This window comes from Mesorhizobium sp. YR577 (assembly GCF_900116595.1).
Lineage (GTDB): Bacteria > Pseudomonadota > Alphaproteobacteria > Rhizobiales > Rhizobiaceae > Mesorhizobium_M.
Genome location: NZ_FPBI01000003.1, coordinates 205551 through 220194, shown reverse-complemented (window position 1 = coordinate 220194; position 14644 = coordinate 205551). Strand labels below are relative to the sequence as shown.

19 protein-coding genes are annotated in these 14644 nt (G+C 63.1%); 5 read left to right on the top strand and 14 right to left on the bottom strand.

Annotated features, from left to right (window positions below; genetic code table 11):
* Complete coding sequence (gene gcvA, locus BM413_RS06285; RefSeq protein WP_091911489.1) at positions 1–906, bottom strand: transcriptional regulator GcvA; 906 nt, start codon at positions 904–906, stop codon at positions 1–3.
* Positions 907–1025: 119 nt separating this feature from the next.
* Here gcvA and BM413_RS06280 point away from each other — a divergent pair, with 119 nt between their 5' ends.
* The gene (locus BM413_RS06280; protein ID WP_091911487.1) at positions 1026–1214 is read left to right on the top strand and encodes a hypothetical protein; all 189 of its coding nucleotides are present in this window, start codon (positions 1026–1028) and stop codon (positions 1212–1214) included.
* Between the two features lie 33 nt (positions 1215–1247).
* Here BM413_RS06280 and BM413_RS06275 read toward each other — a convergent pair whose 3' ends face one another.
* On the bottom strand, positions 1248–1883 hold the full coding sequence (locus BM413_RS06275) for a LysE family translocator (protein ID WP_091911485.1): 636 nt from the start codon (positions 1881–1883) through the stop codon (positions 1248–1250).
* A 134-nt stretch (positions 1884–2017) separates the two neighbouring features.
* Between BM413_RS06275 and BM413_RS06270 the strand changes: the two genes are divergently transcribed.
* Positions 2018–2719 carry a helix-turn-helix transcriptional regulator gene (locus tag BM413_RS06270; RefSeq protein ID WP_091911483.1) on the top strand — a complete coding sequence of 234 codons (702 nt, stop codon included), beginning with the start codon at positions 2018–2020 and terminating at the stop codon, positions 2717–2719.
* A gap of 15 nt (positions 2720–2734) precedes the next feature.
* Here BM413_RS06270 and BM413_RS06265 read toward each other — a convergent pair whose 3' ends face one another.
* Entirely contained in the window at positions 2735–3691 is a 957-nt protein-coding gene (locus tag BM413_RS06265) for a sugar-binding transcriptional regulator (protein WP_091911752.1), read from the bottom strand.
* Between the two features lie 232 nt (positions 3692–3923).
* On the opposite strand from BM413_RS06265, the gene BM413_RS06260 reads away from it, so the two are divergent.
* The gene (locus tag BM413_RS06260) at positions 3924–4559 is read left to right on the top strand and encodes an HAD family hydrolase (protein ID WP_091911750.1); all 636 of its coding nucleotides are present in this window, start codon (positions 3924–3926) and stop codon (positions 4557–4559) included.
* Between the two features lie 257 nt (positions 4560–4816).
* On the opposite strand, the gene BM413_RS06255 is transcribed toward BM413_RS06260, so the two are convergent.
* The 9 genes from BM413_RS06255 to ureC form a co-directional block, all read right to left on the bottom strand.
* Complete coding sequence (locus tag BM413_RS06255) at positions 4817–5584, bottom strand: class II aldolase and adducin N-terminal domain-containing protein (RefSeq protein ID WP_091911481.1); 768 nt, start codon at positions 5582–5584, stop codon at positions 4817–4819.
* A 73-nt stretch (positions 5585–5657) separates the two neighbouring features.
* Positions 5658–6296: an urease accessory protein UreG gene (ureG, locus tag BM413_RS06250; RefSeq protein WP_091911479.1), complete on the bottom strand. Its 639-nt coding sequence runs from the start codon at positions 6294–6296 to the stop codon at positions 5658–5660.
* A gap of 14 nt (positions 6297–6310) precedes the next feature.
* Positions 6311–7024, bottom strand: coding sequence for an urease accessory protein UreF (locus tag BM413_RS06245; RefSeq protein ID WP_175544264.1), 714 nt, complete (start codon positions 7022–7024; stop codon positions 6311–6313).
* The gene (locus BM413_RS06240) at positions 6975–7526 is read right to left on the bottom strand and encodes an urease accessory protein UreE (RefSeq protein ID WP_091911477.1); all 552 of its coding nucleotides are present in this window, start codon (positions 7524–7526) and stop codon (positions 6975–6977) included. The genes BM413_RS06245 and BM413_RS06240 overlap by 50 nt, the downstream gene beginning before the upstream one ends.
* On the bottom strand, positions 7523–8128 hold the full coding sequence (locus BM413_RS06235) for a glutathione S-transferase family protein (protein ID WP_091911746.1): 606 nt from the start codon (positions 8126–8128) through the stop codon (positions 7523–7525). Before BM413_RS06235 ends, BM413_RS06240 begins: the two co-directional genes overlap by 4 nt.
* A 44-nt stretch (positions 8129–8172) precedes the next feature.
* Positions 8173–8766 (bottom strand): hypothetical protein, encoded by a 594-nt coding sequence (locus BM413_RS06230; protein WP_091911476.1) that lies wholly within the window; start codon positions 8764–8766, stop codon positions 8173–8175.
* A gap of 126 nt (positions 8767–8892) precedes the next feature.
* The gene (locus BM413_RS06225) at positions 8893–9438 is read right to left on the bottom strand and encodes a peroxiredoxin (RefSeq protein ID WP_091911474.1); all 546 of its coding nucleotides are present in this window, start codon (positions 9436–9438) and stop codon (positions 8893–8895) included.
* A 215-nt stretch (positions 9439–9653) separates the two neighbouring features.
* Positions 9654–10448, bottom strand: coding sequence for a PhzF family phenazine biosynthesis protein (locus BM413_RS06220; protein ID WP_091911473.1), 795 nt, complete (start codon positions 10446–10448; stop codon positions 9654–9656).
* 230 nt (positions 10449–10678) lie between these two features.
* Positions 10679–12388, bottom strand: a complete 1710-nt coding sequence (ureC, locus tag BM413_RS06215) for an urease subunit alpha (protein WP_091911471.1) — start codon at positions 12386–12388, stop codon at positions 10679–10681.
* Between the two features lie 167 nt (positions 12389–12555).
* Between ureC and BM413_RS06210 the strand changes: the two genes are divergently transcribed.
* Together BM413_RS06210 and BM413_RS06205 are read left to right on the top strand one after the other, a co-directional pair.
* Entirely contained in the window at positions 12556–12933 is a 378-nt protein-coding gene (locus BM413_RS06210; RefSeq protein ID WP_091911470.1) for a hypothetical protein, read from the top strand.
* Positions 12934–13155: 222 nt separating this feature from the next.
* A complete protein-coding gene (locus BM413_RS06205; protein ID WP_091911745.1) occupies positions 13156–13647 on the top strand; it encodes a hypothetical protein in 492 nt (163 codons plus the stop codon).
* A 49-nt stretch (positions 13648–13696) separates the two neighbouring features.
* Here the strand turns inward: BM413_RS06205 and BM413_RS06200 are convergent, their stop codons facing one another.
* Together BM413_RS06200 and BM413_RS06195 are read right to left on the bottom strand one after the other, a co-directional pair.
* On the bottom strand, positions 13697–14002 hold the full coding sequence (locus BM413_RS06200; RefSeq protein WP_091911468.1) for an urease subunit beta: 306 nt from the start codon (positions 14000–14002) through the stop codon (positions 13697–13699).
* Positions 14003–14013: 11 nt separating this feature from the next.
* Positions 14014–14619, bottom strand: a complete 606-nt coding sequence (locus BM413_RS06195) for a HupE/UreJ family protein (protein ID WP_091911743.1) — start codon at positions 14617–14619, stop codon at positions 14014–14016.
* Between the last annotated feature and the right edge of the window lie 25 nt (positions 14620–14644).

Here is a 14644-nt window from a genome sequence, read left to right as displayed (position 1 = left end):
CTACTGCTCGGGCTTGCCGAGCGTGGCTTCCACCGCGGTAAGCAGCCATTCGCGGAAGGCGCGGATCTTGGGCACGTTGCGGCGCGCTTCGGGATAGACCAGCCAATAGGCGTTGCCGTCCCAGGCAGTCACATCGAACGGCTGAAACAGCCTTCCGTCAGCGAGTTCCGCCTTGAACAGGGCGCGCGTCAGTATGGCGACACCGTTCCCGGCCATCGCCGCGCTTGCTTCGTAAGCCTGTGCGCCGAGGCTGTTGCGCGGCCGCGATTCCAGCGAGTCGGTCGGCAGGCCTGCGGCGGTGAACCACTCCTTCCACCAGTAGTCACCCGGGTCGAGCACCGGCAGGCGCAAGAGGTCGGCAGGCTCCTTCAGGCCGCTGATGCTTTCGGCAAGCTTGGGGCTGAGCATGGGGGTGAAGTCGGCCTTGAACAGGAAGTGCTTGGCAAGCCCCGGCCAGTCGCCGGGGCCTGCCCGTATGGCGACGTCGACATCCTCGCGGGTGAAATCGATCAGCCGGGTCGAGGTGTCTAGGCGCACGGCGAGATTGGGATGTGCGATCTGGAATGCGCCAAGATGCCGGGCCAGCCAGTTTGAGGCGAAGGTCAGGATGGTGGTGACGCACAGCACGCCTTCCGCCCCGGTGCGCGCGGCCGCATAGGCTTCGCTGATGATGCCGAACGCTTCGGTGATAGATGGCGCCAACCGCTGGCCGGCTTCGGTGAGTGTCACCTGGCGCGGCTTGCGCAGGAAAAGCGGCGCGCCGACGCGCTCCTCCAGCAGCTTGATCTGGTAGCTGACGGCGGCCTGCGTCATGCCAAGCTCGCCCGCAGCCTTGGTGAAGCTGGCGTGGCGGGCGGCGGCCTCGAAGACGCGGATCGCCTGGAGCGGCGGAAGTTGAGCAGCCATGATGGATAAAGCCACCTTATGCGTGATGATCGACGTTCGATTGGAAAATAGCGCATTTCAGGCGCAAATAAAGGGTCGACGCATCAAACAGGAGCGGTCTCGAGAAAGACCGGACCAACATGTCACACGTTCACGCCAAGTCGAACCACGCATATTCGTCCAGCCAGTTCCTGCGAGCATTCCTGCAGTTTTCCTGGCCACGCACCACCAGCCATACCGCCTCGCTCGACATCCGGACCCTGCCTGATCACCTCAAGCGCGACATGGGCATCCTCGACGGCAACGACCCGAGCGGCCGACGCAAGTAACACCTTGCGCAGCCTCCCAGGAACCTCTGACCTTCAGCTCGCCGCCCAGCCGTGCCAGGCGGTGAGCCCTGCCACGACGATGAAGATGACGCCGGCAGCGCGTCCCGCCAGCATGGTTGCCTGAGGGCTTGAGACGAGAAAGTCGCGGCTCCTTCCGGCGGCAAGCGCCAGCCCGCCATAGATCCCAAGCTGCATCAGCACGGTCATGACGCCCATGACCAGCGCCTGCGACCAGATCGCGCCATATTGCGGCTTCAGGAATTGCGGATAGACCGCCAGCACGAACAGATAGGCCTTCGGGTTGAGCAGGCAGGTCACCGCGCCCTGGCGGAACGCCACCCATAGCGACCTTGCCGTAGCGGTTCCCACTGCGTCGATGGCAATGGAACTGCGCATCAGCGTTATGCCGATCCACGCCATATAGCCCGCCCCGAAGAAAAGCATGACCGTGAACACCGAAGGCGCCAGCGTCGTCAGGATGCCGACGGCAAGGGCGCCGAACAGCGTGTGGATCGCACCGCCGGCCATGATGCCTGCGGTTGCCGAAAGCCCGGCATTGCGTCCCCGCGTCAACGAGTTCGCCAGCACGAACAGCATGTCCATGCCCGGTATGATGATGATGCCGAAAAGCAGCGTCAGGAACAGCCAGAGATTTTCCGTGTAAGTCATGTCAGTTGCCCCGCCCGCATGCCGCGGCTTCCCGCGTGGATATCGTTGTTTTTCAAGTCGATGACGGGCCGTATACAGAAGGCCAATGGCCAGGGTATTGTCAGTTGCGATGAGAAGCGCGACAGGAAATCGGCATGCGCAAGGCGTCCCGTCTATTCGAGATCATCCAGATACTCAGGCTCGCACGAAAGCCTGTTACGGCGGCCCAGATCGCTGAGCAGCTTGAGGTCACGCAGCGTTCCATCTACCGCGACGTGGCCGCCCTTCAGGCCATGCGCGTGCCGATCGAGGGTGGGCGCGGCATCGGCTACATCCTGCGCCCCGGTTTCGACCTGCCGCCGCTGATGTTTTCCATCGAGGAGACCGAGGCGATCGTGCTGGCGCTGGCGCTTCTCGAGCGCACCGGCGACGTCGAGCTCAAACAGGCGGCAAAGCGCGTGAACCAGAAGATCGCCGCCGCCATGCCGGCACCGCTGCGCCAGACGCTCGCCGGCAATGCCCTCCACGCCTGGGGCACGGTCGCGCCGCCGCCCGAGGGCGTCGATTTCGCGCTGGTCAGGCGGGCAATCCGCGATGAGCAGAAGATAGAAATCCGCTACCGCGACGAATATGGCCGCGCAACCGAGAGGATCATCCGGCCGATCGCGCTGATCTATTATTCGGAAGTCGCCAACATCGTGGCCTGGTGCGAGTTGCGGCAGGACCTCCGCAACTTCCGCACCAATCGCGTCGAAGACAGCGCGCTGCTCGACGATTTTTTCCACGGCGAAGGCGAGACGTTGCGCAGGCGCTGGGTCGCCGGCTGGAAGATCAAGGAAGAAGCCGCAGTCGGCTGAGCGGCTATTTCAGGTTCACCCCGCCAGCAGCGCCGCTGCCGTGCGCTCGTCGGTGATCAGCCCGTTGACCAGCCGGCGGGTGACGGCGGCCAATATGCCGGGCAGCTTGCGGTCGCCCATGGCGAGCGCCACGACGAGTGATTTTTCGCGCGACGGCAGCGGTGCGGAGGCGACGCGGTCGTTGGTGATGCCGTCGATCTGCTTGCCGTCGCGGTCGAACACCCAGCCGACGATCTCGGCGACGCCGCCCGCCTTCTGCAGGGCTTTCAGTTCGCTCTCCGAGATAAAACCGTCTTCATAGAGTGGCGCCCTGGGGCCGAGGTCGCCGATGCCGACGAAGGTCACGTCGGCGCGCGCAGCAAGAGCCAGGGTCGGCTGGATCATCGGCTGGCCGAGCAGCATCTCGCGTTCCTCGGGCGACGAAGCGATGACCGGCAGCGGCATCGGAAAGCTGCGCGCCTTGATCCGGTCGGCCATGGTGAAGATGACGTTGTAGAAAGCGGCCGAACCGTCCGGCGAAATGTTGCCGGTCAGCGACACCACCTTGTGCTGGGAACACTCCATCGGCGGCAATTGCTCGATCGAAGCCTTCAGCGTGCGCCCCGTTCCGATCGCCATCACAATGGGCTCGGTCTTGCGCAGCCATTTCTCGATTTCGGCGGCCGCAGCACCGGCGATGCCGATCGTCGTCGAGGTCGAATCCGGATCGCTCGGCACGACCTCGACCAGATCGAGCGCGAAGCGTGACTTCAGCCTGGCCGCGAGATCGAGGCAGTTGGCGATGGGATGATCGACCCGGACCTTTATCAGTCCTTCGGAAACGGCCAGCGAAACCAGCCGCTGCGCGGTCTGGCGTGATACGCCGAGCTTGCCGGCGATCTGGTCCTGCGTGTTGCCGGCGACATAATAGAGCCAGCCGGCGCGTGCCGCATCGTCGAGCCGTCCGCCGCCGGTTTCCTGCCGGGTGTTCATGATGCCTGCCGTGCCTCCCGGGCCATTCTTGGCCGAAGCGATCACTTTCGCAGGGAATTTGTCCGGGCGCAATTGTCTATTGGTGGCGTCAATTGCTCGCATGTGGCGTTGGCCGGTCTCTGCCGTTTCAGCGCGTTCGTGCCCGTGACGCCGAGCCGCGGGGAGATATCGCCTTCAACCGGTTTATCTCCGGCGGCAAACGCTCTATGACCGTTTTGGAAGGATTTTTATGATGATGCCGCAAGCCGTATTCTGGGACATGGATGGAACGCTGATCGACAGTGAACCGCTGCACGAGCAGGCGTTGGTCGCCGTCCTGAAGAGCCTCGGCATCACGCCGCCGGCCGACCTGCATGACCGCGTGCTCGGCATCGCCGCCTTCCCGGTCTACGAGATGCTGCATGATGAGTTCGGGCTGAAGCTCGCCTTCGACGACTGGATCGTGCGCAAATATGTCTATTACATGGAGCATGTCGGCACCCTGAAGCCGCGCCCCGGGGCCGTCGAGGTCTTCCGCGACCTGCGCGCGCAAGGCACGCAGCAGGCGGTGGTGTCGAATTCCGACCGGCTGGTTGTCGAGGCCAATATGCGCGTCATCGGCATCGACCGGCCGGGCATGAAGACGGTCACCCGCAACGATGTGCGGCTGGGCAAGCCAGATCCCGAGCCCTTCCTGCGCGCCGCATGGCTGGCCGAGGTCGATCCGTCAGGGGCTTGCGTGGTCGAAGACAGCTGGACCGGTGCATCCGCCGGCGTCGCCGCCGGCATGCGCACTCTGTTCTGGCCGCAGCAGCCGGCCGAAGCGCCGCCCGGCGCGATCTATGTCGCCAGCGCGGAAGAACTGCGCGGCCATCTCGGCCTGGATTGATTGTCTCCGAGGATTGGCTTTGTTGGTGCGCCCTTCGAGGCTCGCCCATTGGCGTTTACCGTGCACACTTCATAGCCCCGCGGGCTCGCACCTCAGGATGAGGGAGGTTCGTGCTTGCTCCTCAGGATGAGAGGGTAAATGCCCCGTCATCTGGTCCTCCAACGCGGCAGACTTGGAGGCCGAAACAGCACCAACCTTCCTCATCCTGAGGTGCGAGCGCAGCGAGCCTCGAAGGACGCACCGGGAGCTGGCGTCCATCAGCTCCGATAGACAGGTTCCTGCTCGTCCAGAATTGCCTTCAGCTCGGCAAGATGGCGCTCGGCCTGGCCGGGATAGTCGTCCATTTCGCTCGCCGCCTTTTCCGCGATCTCGTCTGAAAGCACCCGCAACGGCCGCCCGGTCCACAGAGCCTTGATGTAGGTCTCGGCGGCGCGCTCGAAATAATAGAGCTGGTTGAAGGCATCCGCCACGCTGTGGCCGATGACCAGAACGCCGTGATTGCCCATGACCATCACCTTGACCTTGGGGTCGGCCAGAAGCTGCGAGCAGCGCTCGCCCTCTTCCTCGAAGGCCAGTCCGCCATAATGCTCGTCGACGACATGGCGGTTGAAAAACATCGCCGAATTCTGGTCGATCGGCGGCAGCTTCGAATCGGCAAGCGACGCCAGAACGGTGGCATGGATCGAATGCACATGCAGCACGCAGCGCGCATGGGCGCAGTTGCGATGCACCGCGCCATGCAGGCCCCAGGCGGTCGGGTCGGGCGCGTCGGGGCCGTTCATGGTTTCGGGGTCGTTGGCGTCGATCAGCAGAAGGTCGCTCGCCTTGATGCGCGAGAAATGAACCTGGTTCGGGTTCATCAGGAACTGCGAGCCGTCATCGTTGACGGCCAGCGAGAAATGATTGGCCACCGCCTCGTGCATATTGAGCCGCGCCGTCCAGCGGAAGGCGCAGGCAAGATCGACGCGCTCTTCATAGAAGGGCAGGTTGGTGCGGCTCTTCGCGGTCAGTTGCGTCACGCTCATGGCTTTCCCCTTTCTGATTTTGCCTGAGGATGCCTTTACGCGCCCTGCGCGGCAACCTGAATCCGGCCCTGCCTCAAGCGCTGCGGCGCTGCTGGTCCATTTGAAGCCCGCCATTTTCGACGATGAAGTCGATGACCGTCTGCAAGCCGGTGCCGCGCGACAGGTCGGTGAAGCCGAATGGCCGTTTGCCGCGCGCCTTGGCAGCATCCTCTTCCATCAGCTCGAGATCGACATTCACGTAAGGCGCCAGATCGCTCTTGTTGATGATAAGGAAGTCGGATCGGGTGATCGCCGGCCCGCCCTTGCGCGGAATGTCGCCGCCCTGGCAGACCGAGATGACATAGAGGCTGAGATCGGCAAGATCGGGCGAGAAGGTCGCCGCCAGATTGTCGCCGCCGGACTCGATGAAGATGATGTCGAGGTCGGGGAAGCGCTTGTTCATCTCGGCGATGGCCGCGAGGTTGATCGAGGCGTCCTCGCGGATCGCAGTGTGCGGGCAGCCGCCGGTCTCGACGCCGATGATGCGTTCTTCCGGCAGGGCCTGTAGCCGCGCCAGCATCATCGCGTCCTCACGCGTGTAGATGTCGTTGGTGACGACCGCGATGGAATAGTGGTCGCGCAGCGCCTTGCACAGCTTTTCCGTCAGCGTCGTTTTTCCGGAGCCGACCGGGCCGCCAATGCCGATGCGAAGCGGGCCGTTTTGCGATTTCATGGGACAAAATCCTTTCAGGAGCGGAACAGCCGCGAATGCATGGTTTCGTGCCGCATGGCCATGACGTCGGACAGAAGCGTGGCCGTGCCAAGATCGTCCAGCGTCGAATTTTTGGCGCGTGTGGCGGTCGCGGTGGTCAGCGCTTCAAGCGCGGCGATAATCTCGACACCCCCGCTCTGCCCGGTGACGCCGAGGCGGATCGACGCCTGGACGAGATTGGACGCAAAGGTTTGCAGCCATGCGCCAAGCGCGTCTTCGAGCGGTATGCCGTGCGCGCCGGCAACCGCGCCGACGGCGACGCAGTAAGGAGAATTTTCCGGCAGGGTTTCCAGAAGCGGATGCGGCCATGATTTGGCGGCGGAGACGAAGGCCTGGCCCTGCAGCATGGTCTCCATGTGCCGTTCCTGCGAGCCGGCCAGAGCTTCGGCGAGTTCGGCCAGTTCCGCAAGATCACCGCCGTTGCGCGCTCGCCGCCAGCTTTCGGCGAAAAGCACGGCATCGTTCCAGCCGGAACCGATTTCCATCAGTTGCGACAGCCAGTCGAGCAGCGTCTCGCGGTTGGGGACCAGCCCGGCATGAACCGCCTGCTCCAGCCCGTGGCTGTAGGAAAAGCCGCCGACCGGAAAGGCCGGCGAAAGCCATGTCATCAGGCGCAGCAGCGCCATCTGTCGCGGCTGCTCAGTCATGATGGTGATGATGCCCGTCATGATGATGGTGATCGTGATCATGGGCATGATCGTGGCCGTGCGAATGGCCATGGCCGGCCTCGCCCGCATAGGCACCGCGCACCGGCTTGAAGGGTTCGGAGACATCCGTCACCGTCGCGCCCAGCCCTTCCAGCATCGCCTTGATGACATGGTCGCGCAGGATGAGGATGCGGGCGGCCTCGATGCCGGCGGCCAGATGACGGTTGCCGATGTGCCAGGCAAGCTCAGACAGATGTACTGCGTCGCGGGCGCGGATGTCGTAGAGCGGCTCATCGGCAGCGATGATTTCGATCTGGCGTCCGTCTTCCAGCACCAGGCGGTCGCGGTCGCCGAGCGCGATTGGCATAGGCAGGTCGACCAGCATCTTGTCGCCACCCGTAAGTTCGATGACCCTGCGGCGCAGATGCCGTTCGTCATGGGCGAGCGCGGCGCTGCCAAACGGCTCTCCCGACGCCTCGCCGGCGGCAAGAACCGAGACGGCGCGCGGCAGCTTGGTGAAGTCGGTGCGGATGTCGAGCTTCATCGGAATGATCCTCCATTGGCGTCGGCGCGCGCTCGGGCGGGCCGTGACAGGACGCGGTCGAAATAGGCGTTGACGGTGTCGGATGCGATCTTGAACTTGCCGCCGCGCGCCCACCCGCCGATATCGCCAAGCAGCACGTCGACGGCGCTGAAACGATCGCCCAAAGCGAATTCCCTGCCGGTGAGGCGACGGTCGAGCGCTTCGATCTCGCAGGCGAAATCATGGGCGGCCGCTGGCCCGACATCCACCCGCACGTCCTTGGGGAGCAAAAAACGGTGGCGCAGCTTGTTCCACAGCGGCGCTTCGAGTTCGGACTGTGCGAAATGCATCCAGGAATCCATCTCGGCGCGCCCAGTGACGCCGGGATTTGCGCCCATGCCTTTATCCGCATGCTTGTCACCGAGATAGACGCAGATCGCCGCCGAATCAGTCACCACCAGATCATCGTCGATCAGCACCGGCACCTTGCCCGACGGGTTCAGCGCATAGGCTTCGGGCGAGCGCAGGGCGACCTCGACGAATTCGTAAGGCTGCCCGAGTTCCTCCAGCATCCAGAGGACGCGGCTGACCCGCGACCCGCGCGAACCGACGGCTTTGTACATGCGCAGAATGCCCTTTTGAACTCGATTGTCGGTCGCCTGCCAGATCACACGATGTCGTCGAACAGGCGCAGAATCCACGACGCCTGATAGATCAATGCGGCAGCCACAAACAGCATATGAAACGTCCGGTTCGTCGTGAAGATGGCGATGATGGATAGCGCGAAGAAAATCGGCGTTCGGATCATATATTCGTTGCCGAAACGCGCGAAATGTTCCTGCCCCTTTAGCAATGTGTCGATGACATCGAGCAGATAGGTCGAGGCCAGCAGGCCGAAGAACCAGGCGCGCCGCGAAATGAAGAAATCCTCGTAGCTCTTGTAGTCGAGCATGCTGTCGGGAAACAGCAGCGCGCACATGAGAAAGAGAATGACGGCATAGCCGATGAGGAAGAGGTATTTGCCGAAGGTCCAGTGCTGGATCTGGAACAGGCCGAATTCCCACCACCAGAAATGGATCAGCATTAACAGCAGCATCGCCACCCAGGCGAGATGCACGGGGTAGAGCTGGTAGCCGCGCGGATGCTGGACGATGCGCGCCACCCCCGACAGCAGACGGGTCACGCCGAGGCCGATGACCATGCCCATGATGATGCGGATATGGGGAAAAACTTCCGCGACGGTGTGTGTGTCTGGATTCATGAGCCTGTCGTCTGAAGCGATATCGGTTGGAGGCAGCCTAGAGCACCGCTTTGCTACCGGCAACAAAAAGCCCCGGCGCGCGGACGCTGCCGGGGCTGATCATATTCGAGCTCGCTGCCGTCAGGCTCAGGCGGCTTCGGCCACGTCGTCGGCCTTGAGCGCTTCGAGAATGTTCTGCGGCGAGGACAGGCCGTAAGGATCGGTGTCGCAGTTGTCGGAGAAGCCTTCTTCCTCGAACCACGTTTCGATGCGGCCGTTGTTGATGACGGCGGCATAACGCCAGGAGCGCATGCCGAAGCCGAGATTGTCCTTGGCAACCAGCATGCCCATCTTGCGGGTGAATTCGCCCGAGCCGTCCGGGATGAGCTTGACGTTTTCGAGGTTCTGCGACTTGCCCCAGGCGTTCATGACGAAGGCGTCGTTGACCGAGATGCAGTAGATTGCGTCGATGCCCTGCGCCTGGAATTCGCCATGCAGCTTCTCGAAGTCGGGAAGCTGGTAGGTCGAGCAGGTCGGCGTGAAGGCGCCCGGCAGCGAGAAGAGAACGACGCGCTTGCCATCGAAATAGTCGGACGAGGCCTTGTCTTCCCAGCGGAAGGGATTCGGACCGCCGACGGATTCGTCGCGGACGCGGGTGCGGAAGGTGACGGAAGGAACTTTCTTCCCGATCATGACTGTGCTCCTTGTTGATAGCGAGCCCGCGCCTTTTGGGAGGAAAAGGGGACTCAAAGGCCATTGTGCGGTGCACAAAATACCGATTGATCGAGACCTGTCCAGCCTTGACCGCGTGGCAAGCCGTCGCGGTCCACAGGCAGAAAATCGGCACTGCCCGCCAGCCGTGCAGCTGCCTGCAAAGCGGGCATCCCGAGATGTTTTGCCGGGTTGAATCAGGCCTGGGAAATGTCGATCTGCGCGTCCATGAAGATCACGGCATCGCCCGTCAGATAGACGCGCCCCGGTGCGACCTCGCAGGCAAGAACTCCGCCGCGTGCGGAAAGCTGCCTTGCGGTGAGGTGCGTCTTGCCGAGTTTTTCCGCCCAATAGGGCGCGAGCGTCGCATGGGTCGAGCCGGTCACCGGGTCTTCGGGGATGCCGGCGCCAGGTGCGAAATAGCGCGAAACGAAATCGCTCGCGGTGCCGCGCGCGGTAACGCAGAAGCCGAAGGAGCCGAGTTTGGCGATCACCGGCAGATCAGGCTGGTAGGCGAGCACATCCGCCTCCGACTTCAGTTCGGCGAAGAAATTTTCCTGATTGCGGAAGGTGTTGACCCACACATCGCCGCGCAGGCTGTTGACGAGGGCATCTTCGGGAATGTCGAAATCCGGATCGAAGCGCGGAATGTCCATGCGATAGCCGCCGCCTTCGGGCGTCACCACGATGTCACCGACTTGGCGCGTAGAAAAGCGCATAGGACGCTCGATGCCCTTGCGCCGATGCAGGGCGCAGGCCGAGGCGAGCGTGGCATGGCCGCAAAAGGGCACTTCGTCGGTCGGCGTGAACCAGCGGATATCCCACTGGTCGTCGCGTGGCTTCAGGAATGCCGTTTCGGCCAGGTTGTTTTCCAGCGCGATCCCTTGCAGCACCGCATCGGGCAACCAGTCGTCGAGAAACACGACGGCAGCCGAATTGCCGGAAAACACCGTGTCGGTGAAGGCGTCCACCTGGACCATTTCAAGCTTCATGATGTCTCCGAGTAGTATTTGGTGATAGCCGACCGTGCCAAGTAACACCCCCACCCCTAACCCCTCCCCACAAGGGGGAGGGGAATTTCTCTGCGATTATGCCACACGAAACTATCAATGATTGACGCTGTGTGAATGCCATCAGGTCCCCCTCCCCCTTGTGGGGAGGGGTTAGGGGTGGGAGTGCTTCATATGCGATTGCCATGCCTCTTGGGGGGTGGTCTGCAGAGTCAAAACAGGAAATACCTCTGCGCCATCGGCAGCACCGTTGCCGGCTGGCAGGTCAGCAATTCACCGTCGGCGCGCACTTCATAGGTTTCGGGGTCGACTTCGACATGCGGGGTTGCGTCGTTCAGCACCATGGAATGCTTGCCGATGCCGCCACGCGTGTTTTCCACCGCGATCATCTGCTTGTCCACGCCGAGCTTTTCGCGAAGCCCGGTCTCCAGCGAGGCTTTTGAAACGAAAGTGACTGAGGAATTCGTCATCGCCTTGCCGTAGGCGCCGAACATCGCGCGATAGTGCACCGGCTGCGGCGTCGGGATCGAGGCGTTGGGGTCGCCCATGGGGGCGGCCGCGATCATGCCGCCGATCAGCACCATGTCGGGCTTGATGCCGAAAAAGGCCGGGCTCCACAACACCAGGTCGGCGCGCTTGCCGACCTCGATCGAGCCGACTTCTTTCGACAGGCCATGCGCGATGGCCGGGTTGATCGTGTATTTGGCGATGTAGCGGCGCACCCGGAAATTGTCGTTGTCGCCGGTTTCCTGGGGCAGGCTGCCGCGCTGGCGCTTCATCTTGTCGGCGGTCTGCCAGGTGCGGATCGCCACCTCGCCGACGCGGCCCATCGCCTGGCTGTCCGACGAGATGATCGAGAAGGCGCCGATGTCGTGCAAAATGTCTTCCGCCGCGATCGTCTCCTTGCGGATGCGGCTTTCTGCGAAGGCGATGTCTTCCGGGATCGACGGCGACAGATGGTGGCAGACCATCAGCATGTCGAGATGCTCGGCAATGGTGTTGACCGTGTAGGGCCGTGTCGGATTGGTCGATGACGGGATGACGTTGGGCAGGCCGCAGACTTTTATGATGTCGGGTGCGTGGCCGCCGCCGGCACCCTCGGTGTGGAAGGCGTGGATGGTGCGGCCCTTGAAGGCGCCGACCGTGTCCTCGACGAAGCCGCTCTCGTTAAGCGTATCGGTATGGATCATCACCTGCACGTCATATTCGTCGGCAACGGACAGGCAGCAGTCGATCGCGGCAGGTGTCGTGCCCCAGTCCTCGTGAAGCTTCAGCGAGCAGGCGCCGCCCAGCACCATTTCCTCGATCGCCGCCGGAAGCGAGGCATTGCCCTTGGCCGACAGGCCGATATTCATCGGGAAGGCATCGAAAGACTGGATCATGCGGGCGAGGTGCCACGGGCCGGGCGTGCAGGTCGTCGCCAGCGTGCCGTGCGCCGGGCCGGTGCCGCCGCCGAGCATGGTGGTGATGCCGCTCATCAGAGCTTCCTCGATCTGCTGCGGGCAGATGAAGTGGATATGCGCGTCCATGCCGCCGGCGGTGAGGATCTTTCCTTCGCCGGCTATGATTTCCGTGCCGGGCCCGATGATGATGGTGACGCCGGCCTGCGTGTCCGGGTTGCCGGCCTTGCCGACTGCCGCGATGCGCCCGCTCTTCAGGCCGATATCGGCCTTGAAGATGCCGGTGTGGTCGACCACCAGCGCATTGGTGATGACGGTGTCGACGGCGCCCTGCGCGCGCGAAACCTGGCTCTGGCCCATGCCGTCGCGAATGACCTTGCCGCCGCCGAATTTGACCTCCTCGCCATAGGTGGTGAGGTCCTTCTCGACTTCGATGAAAAGCTCGGTGTCGGCAAGCCGCACCTTGTCGCCGACAGTCGGGCCGAACATGCGGGCATAGGCGGCGCGGGAGATTTTTGTCATCGGAAATTCCTGCAGGCGAGAGAGCTGGCGAAGGGCACGGTCCACATTCCTGCCACCATATCGCCTCGCAATGACCCGATAAGCGGCAGGTTCTGGGCCCATTCGGCAGGTGAGGTGGCCGAGTCATCGTGAGATGACGTTTTGCAAAACGATGGAAAGGGAAATCCATGCGGAAAATAATGATTCTTGCGGCGAGTGCTGCGATGATGGTCGCCACCGCTGCGAGCGCGCAGCAGCAGCCTGCCCAGCCGCCGGCTGCGGCTCCCGCAGCGCCGGCCGCACCCGAAGGCCAGTCGGCTGCTCCGACGATCCAGAGCGTCACCGTCGTCGACATCAACGAACTGCCGAAGGAAACCCAGACGCAGGTCAACACCGTCGTGGCGCAGCGCAGCGACGACGATCTCAAGCAGTTGCGCAGTTCGATCGACGCCACGCCGCAGATCAAGTCGGCGCTCGAAGCCAAGGGGCTTACCTCGGCTCAGGTGATTGCCGCCAGCATGGCCAAGGACGGCGCGCTGACGCTGATCACCAAAAAGGCGAGCTGACGCCTTCTGCCGGCGGGCATGCCCGCCACATATTGCGGCGGGGGGCACCTCGGTGTTGCCGCAAACAGGCTTATGATTGCGCGATCCGCGGCGATCGGGGATGCCTGAAAAGAACGAAGCGCAACAAACCGTCGCATTCACGGAACCGCTGCCGTAGACTAGCCGTTTGGACGGCAGGGCCCGTGGAGGATCGGGCTCGAAATGGAATTCAAGGAGCACCGAATGACGCTTACGATGACTCGCGACGCGAAATGGATGCATGTTATCGCGGTCTTCGCATTTTTTCTTGCCGCCTGCGCGCCCAACATGGCGCTGATGGCGCAAGGGCTCGAAAGCCAGAAGGCCATCGACACGATCATCGGTTCCGACGTCCAGGAAGAACAGGCCAGCGCCGAAGCGCAGCCGGAGCGGATCATTGCCGCGATCGAGAACACGCTCGCCACCACCAGCGAAGTGCGCAAGACCTCCAACCTCGAAAAGGTCGATATCGTCTTCCTGCCGGATGCCGCCGAAAACGGTCTGCCGCCGGAAATCGACGCCAAGTTCAAGGAACACGAGAAGGAAGTCGTCGACCTGCGCAAGGAACTGGAAGGCAACGCAATGCTGTTCCACGCCATCGATTCGCGCGCCGTCCTGATGCGCGACGTGGTCGCGGTCGAGTTCGACGGCGGCAAGAGCGTGATCATCTACGCAGCCGCCAAGCCGAGCCGCTAACGGCCGGGATCCTCTTCCATCAAGGCTAGAGGCGGCGGCGCGCTGCATGTCAGAGCGCACCCATGATCTTCTGCCGAAACCCGTAAACTTCGCGCTTGCCGCCGAGCGGGATCAGCGTGACGTCGCGTTCCTGGCCAGGCTCGAAGCGCACGGCGGTGCCGGCGGCGATGTCGAGCCGCATGCCGCGCGCCTTTTCACGCTCGAAACGCAGCCCTTCGTTGGTTTCGAAGAAATGATAGTGGCTGCCGACCTGAATGGGCCGGTCGCCGGTGTTCGCCACTTTCAGCGTCACCGTCGGCAGGCCCTTGTTCAGCTCGATATCGCCTTCGGCCGTGATAATCTCGCCGGGTATCATGGACTGTCCCCCTAGCCGGCAACCGCCAGCCACACGCCGCCAAGTGCGGTGGCAGCCCCGGCCAGACGGGTGACGACGCGGCCGGTCTCACCGCCAAGCAGGCGGCCGAAGCCCAGGCCGATGGCTATGCCTGCCGCGTGCAGCAGTGCCGTCGAGAGCGCAAAGCCGATGCCGAAGGAAGCGGCGCCCGCCGAACCGAGCTCGCCGCCATGCGCATGGCCGTGGAAGAAGGCAAAGAAGCCGACCATGACCATGCCGGCCCAGGTCGGCACGTTCAGCGACATCGCCGCGAGCAGGCCGATGACCACGACCGAGGCCAGGATCACCGGCTCGACGAAGGGGAGGGGGGCACCGCTAATTGCTGCCGCAAAGCCGATCGTCATCGTGCCGACGAAGGCTGCGGGAACCAGCCAGAGCGCGCTTTCAAAGCCTTTGCGCGTGCCGAGCTGCGCCGCCCAGAGACCGACCGCCACCATCGCCAGGATATGATCGATACCAAACAGCGGATGCGAGACGCCGGCCATGAAGGAGCCATGCTCCGCCGGGTTGAGATGTGCGAAGGCTGGGGCGGCACTGGCAGCCAGCGCCAGCGCGGCGAGGGAAATCTTCCTGAGCATCATTTTGGTTCCTGATCGTTCTCGA